Below are 5,578 nucleotides of genomic sequence, written 5' to 3' on the forward strand. Positions count from 1 at the left end.
GAATGGCCACCCTGGTGGGGGTGGCCATTCGTGTAATAGGAGTCCGGCGGTGTCCTACTCTCCCACAAGGTCCCCCTTGCAGTACCATCGGCGCAGAGAGTCTTAGCTTCCGGGTTCGGAATGTGACCGGGCGTTTCCCTCTCGCTATGGCCGCCGAAACACTAGAGATGTAACTATCTAGAAGTTTCAAACAGACAACAACGTGATTCGTCTTTCGACGATGTTGATGCATGTTTGGTTCTCGACCGTACATCGAGAACCACATAGTGGACGCAAGCAGTGCTTTTCGTTTCGCAGTTTTTGGGGTGTTATCAAGTTATCGACTTATTAGTACAGGTCAGCTCCGTAGGTCGTTAGTCCCTACTTCCACATCCTGCCTATCAACCCAGTAGTCTAGCTGGGAGTCTCTCACCATAAATGGTATGGAAATCTCATCTCGAGAACGGCTTCCCGCTTAGATGCTTTCAGCGGTTATCCAGTCCGAACGTAGCTAATCAGCTGTGCTCCTGGCGGAACAACTGACACACCAGAGGTTCGTCCAACCCGGTCCTCTCGTACTAGGGTCAGATTCTCTCAAATTTCCTGCGCGCGCAGAGGATAGGGACCGAACTGTCTCACGACGTTCTAAACCCAGCTCGCGTACCGCTTTAATGGGCGAACAGCCCAACCCTTGGGACCTACTCCAGCCCCAGGATGCGACGAGCCGACATCGAGGTGCCAAACCATGCCGTCGATATGGACTCTTGGGCAAGATCAGCCTGTTATCCCCGAGGTACCTTTTATCCGTTGAGCGACAGCGCTTCCACAAGCCACTGCCGGATCACTAGTCCCGACTTTCGTCCCTGCTCGACTTGTCAGTCTCACAGTCAAGCTCCCTTGTGCACTTACACTCGACACCTGATTACCAACCAGGTTGAGGGAACCTTTGGGCGCCTCCGTTACTTTTTGGGAGGCAACCGCCCCAGTTAAACTACCCATCAGGCACTGTCCCAGAACCCGATTAGGGTTCGTAGTTAGATATCCAGAGTGACCAGAGTGGTATTTCAACAATGACTCCACCTGAACTAGCGTCCAAGCTTCACAGTCTCCCACCTATCCTACACAAGCCACACCGAACACCAATACCAAACTGTAGTAAAGGTCACGGGGTCTTTCCGTCCTTCTGCGCGTAACGAGCATCTTTACTCGTAGTGCAATTTCGCCGAGTTCGCGGTTGAGACAGCTGGGAAGTCGTTACGCCATTCGTGCAGGTCGGAACTTACCCGACAAGGAATTTCGCTACCTTAGGATGGTTATAGTTACCACCGCCGTTTACTGGGGCTTAAATTCTCAGCTTCGCCTTGCGGCTAACCGTTCCTCTTAACCTTCCAGCACCGGGCAGGCGTCAGTCCGTATACATCGTCTTGCGACTTGGCACGGACCTGTGTTTTTAGTAAACAGTCGCTTCCCACTGGTCTCTGCGGCCCTATCCCGCTCCCGGAGTAAATCCGTTCACAGGTCAGGCCCCCCTTCTCCCGAAGTTACGGGGGCATTTTGCCGAGTTCCTTAACCACGATTCTCTCGATCTCCTTAGTATTCTCTACCTGAACACCTGAGTCGGTTTGGGGTACGGGTGACTAAAACCTCGCGTCGATGCTTTTCTTGGCAGCATAGGATCACTGATTTCGTCCGTGAGGACTACCCATCGGGTCTCAGGCTATATAGAAGACGGATTTGCCTATCTTCTGCCCTACATCCTTAGACCGGGTCAACCATCGCCCGGCTCAGCTACCTTCCTGCGTCACACCTGTTAATACGCTAAACGCACCAGCATAGGGTCGTACGCTAGGCCCCAACCGTCACCCCGAAGGGATCAGTGATGGGGATTCAGATACTTAGCATTACTGGATTATCTTGGGCGGTTTTTCGTCAGTACGGGAATATCAACCCGTTGTCCATCGACTACGCCTGTCGGCCTCGCCTTAGGTCCCGACTTACCCAGGGCGGATTAACCTGGCCCTGGAACCCTTGTTCTTTCGGAGGACGGGTTTCTCACCCGTCTTTCGCTACTCATGCCTGCATTCTCACTCGTGTGGCCTCCACGGCTGGTTTACACCGCCGCTTCGCTGGCCACACGACGCTCTCCTACCCATCCATACGCCTGGACCCACAAGTGGGCCGGGCAAAAATATAAATGCCACAACTTCGGTGGCGTGCTTGAGCCCCGTTACATTGTCGGCGCGGAATCACTTGACCAGTGAGCTATTACGCACTCTTTCAAGGGTGGCTGCTTCTAAGCCAACCTCCTGGTTGTCTGTGCAACTCCACATCCTTTCCCACTTAGCACGCGCTTTGGGACCTTAGTTGGTGGTCTGGGTTGTTTCCCTCTCGACGATGAAGCTTATCCCCCACCGTCTCACTGCTGCGCTCTCACTTACCGGCATTCGGAGTTTGGCTAACGTCAGTAACCTTTTGGGGCCCATCGGCTATCCAGTAGCTCTACCTCCGGCAAGAAACACGCAACGCTGCACCTAAATGCATTTCGGAGAGAACCAGCTATCACGAAGTTTGATTGGCCTTTCACCCCTATCCACAGCTCATCCCCTCCATTTTCAACTGAAGTGGGTTCGGTCCTCCACGACGTCTTACCGTCGCTTCAACCTGGCCATGGATAGATCACTTCGCTTCGGGTCTAGAACCAGCGACTAAAACGCCCTATTAAGACTCGCTTTCGCTACGCATTCCCCTCACGGGTTAAGCTCGCCACTGATCACTAACTCGCAGGCTCATTCTTCAAAAGGCACGCTGTCACCCCAACAAGGAGGCTCCAACGGTTTGTAAGCAAACGGTTTCAGGTACTATTTCACTCCCCTCCCGGGGTACTTTTCACCTTTCCCTCACGGTACTTGTTCACTATCGGTCATCTGGGAGTATTTAGGCTTATCAGGTGGTCCTGACAGATTCACACGGGATTTCTCGGGCCCCGTGATACTTGGGATACTCTTCGAGCCATAACTTCATTTCGACTACCGGGCTGGCACCGTCTATGGCAGGGCTTTCAATCCCTTTCGTCTATAAAGCGCTGTAACTCTCACTGTTCGGCAGAAGCAGCAGAAAAGTCCCACAACCCCGACCATGCAACGCCTGCCGGCTATCACACATGATCGGTTTAGCCTGATCCGGGTTCGCTCGCCACTACTAACGGAATCACTATTGTTTTCTCTTCCTGAGGGTACTGAGATGTTTCACTTCCCCCCGTTCCCTCTACCCGCCCTATATATTCAGGCGGGAGTCACCAGGTCACCCAAAGGGCCTGGCGGGGTTTCCCCATTCGGAAATCCTCGGATCACAGCTCTATTATCAGCTCCCCGAGGCTTATCGCAGATTTATACGTCCTTCTTCGGCTCCAGATGCCAAGGCATTCACCGTTTGCTCTTAAAAACTTGACAAACAAAATTGCAAAAAGACCAATGCTTACCACCAGAAACCGAAGTCCCCGGTGATGTCATTGATACACATAACACGACACGCACCACGTCAGACAGAACCAAAGTCCTGACCTATTTGATACGAGCGTGTAGATGCTCGCGTCCACTGTGTAGTTCTCAAAGTACGGGCGGTATCCTCCCCCACCCACACAACCCGCAAAACAGGCATCTCATGTGGATAAGACCAGGATCCAGAAGGCAGTCCAACCACCCCATACGGAGCAGCAGGCCCGGTCCTTCAGGACCCAACAGCGTGCATAAAACATACTTCACACCAGCAACCCTCTTCCCAACCCTTCCGAAGAAGAGTCGTACTAACGATCGCTTTAGCTTTTCTGTTTCCTAAGTCAATGTTCCACCCATGAGCGCCACCGCAGAACATATGTCTACGAAATGGCTACGAGGTTATCTAGCCCTTGACTGATCTGTGTAAACAGCAGGGTCAGAGGCATCCTCGAATGCTCCTTAGAAAGGAGGTGATCCAGCCGCACCTTCCGGTACGGCTACCTTGTTACGACTTAGTCCTAATCACCGATCCCACCTTAGACAGCTCCCTCCCGAAGGTTAGGCCACTGGCGTTGGGTGTTACCGACTTTCATGACTTGACGGGCGGTGTGTACAAGGCCCGGGAACGTATTCACCGCAGCGTTGCTGATCTGCGATTACTAGCGACTCCGACTTCATGAGGTCGAGTTGCAGACCTCAATCCGAACTGAGACCGGCTTTTTGGGATTCGCTCCACCTTACGGTATTGCAGCCCTTTGTACCGGCCATTGTAGCATGCGTGAAGCCCAAGACATAAGGGGCATGATGATTTGACGTCATCCCCACCTTCCTCCGAGTTGACCCCGGCAGTCTCCTATGAGTTCCCACCATAACGTGCTGGCAACATAGAACGAGGGTTGCGCTCGTTGCGGGACTTAACCCAACATCTCACGACACGAGCTGACGACAACCATGCACCACCTGTTTACGAGTGTCCAAAGAGTTGACCATTTCTGGCCCATTCTCGTATATGTCAAGCCTTGGTAAGGTTCTTCGCGTTGCATCGAATTAATCCGCATGCTCCGCCGCTTGTGCGGGCCCCCGTCAATTCCTTTGAGTTTTAGCCTTGCGGCCGTACTCCCCAGGCGGGGAACTTAATGCGTTAGCTGCGACACGGAGACCGTGGAATGGCCCCCACATCTAGTTCCCAACGTTTACGGCATGGACTACCAGGGTATCTAATCCTGTTCGCTCCCCATGCTTTCGCTCCTCAGCGTCAGTTACGGCCCAGAGATCTGCCTTCGCCATCGGTGTTCCTCCTGATATCTGCGCATTCCACCGCTACACCAGGAATTCCAATCTCCCCTACCGCACTCTAGTCTGCCCGTACCCACTGCAGGCTGGAGGTTGAGCCTCCAGTTTTCACAGCAGACGCGACAAACCGCCTACGAGCTCTTTACGCCCAATAATTCCGGACAACGCTTGCACCCTACGTATTACCGCGGCTGCTGGCACGTAGTTAGCCGGTGCTTTTTCTGCAGGTACCGTCACTTTCGCTTCTTCCCTACTAAAAGAGGTTTACAACCCGAAGGCCGTCGTCCCTCACGCGGCGTTGCTGCATCAGGCTTTCGCCCATTGTGCAATATTCCCCACTGCTGCCTCCCGTAGGAGTCTGGGCCGTGTCTCAGTCCCAGTGTGGCCGGTCACCCTCTCAGGCCGGCTACCCGTCGTAGGCTTGGTGAGCCATTACCTCACCAACAACCTGATAGGCCGCGAGTCCATCCTTGACCAAAATTCTTTCCACAACCAGACCATGCGGCCAGCTGAAATATCCGGTATTAGACACCGTTTCCAGTGCTTATCCCAGAGTCAAGGGCAGGTTACTCACGTGTTACTCACCCGTTCGCCACTAATCCACCCAGCAAGCTAGGCTTCATCGTTCGACTTGCATGTGTTAAGCACGCCGCCAGCGTTCGTCCTGAGCCAGGATCAAACTCTCCGTAAATGATTACGCACAACCAAACAACCGGAATAGGCAGAATGATTGCAAGTTTGAAACTGACAGAACAAATCATTACTGACTTGCTTTGTATGTTTATATCTATTTCCAAAGGAATCCCAAACAC

Annotated in this window: 3 rRNA genes; all 3 read right to left on the reverse strand. The window is 53.1% G+C overall.

The features are described 5' to 3' along the window. Positions 1–41: 41 nt before the first annotated feature. Positions 42–158 (reverse strand): 5S ribosomal RNA (gene rrf, locus TZ00_RS18490). 149 nt (positions 159–307) lie between these two features. After that, positions 308–3,428 (reverse strand): 23S ribosomal RNA (locus tag TZ00_RS18495). A 508-nt stretch (positions 3,429–3,936) separates the two neighbouring features. Continuing rightward, positions 3,937–5,457, reverse strand: a 16S ribosomal RNA gene (locus TZ00_RS18500). Together the 16S, 23S and 5S rRNA genes form the textbook arrangement of a ribosomal RNA operon. Between the last annotated feature and the right edge of the window lie 121 nt (positions 5,458–5,578).

The sequence above is a fragment of the Agreia bicolorata genome (assembly GCF_000938265.1).
GTDB lineage: Bacteria > Actinomycetota > Actinomycetes > Actinomycetales > Microbacteriaceae > Agreia > Agreia bicolorata.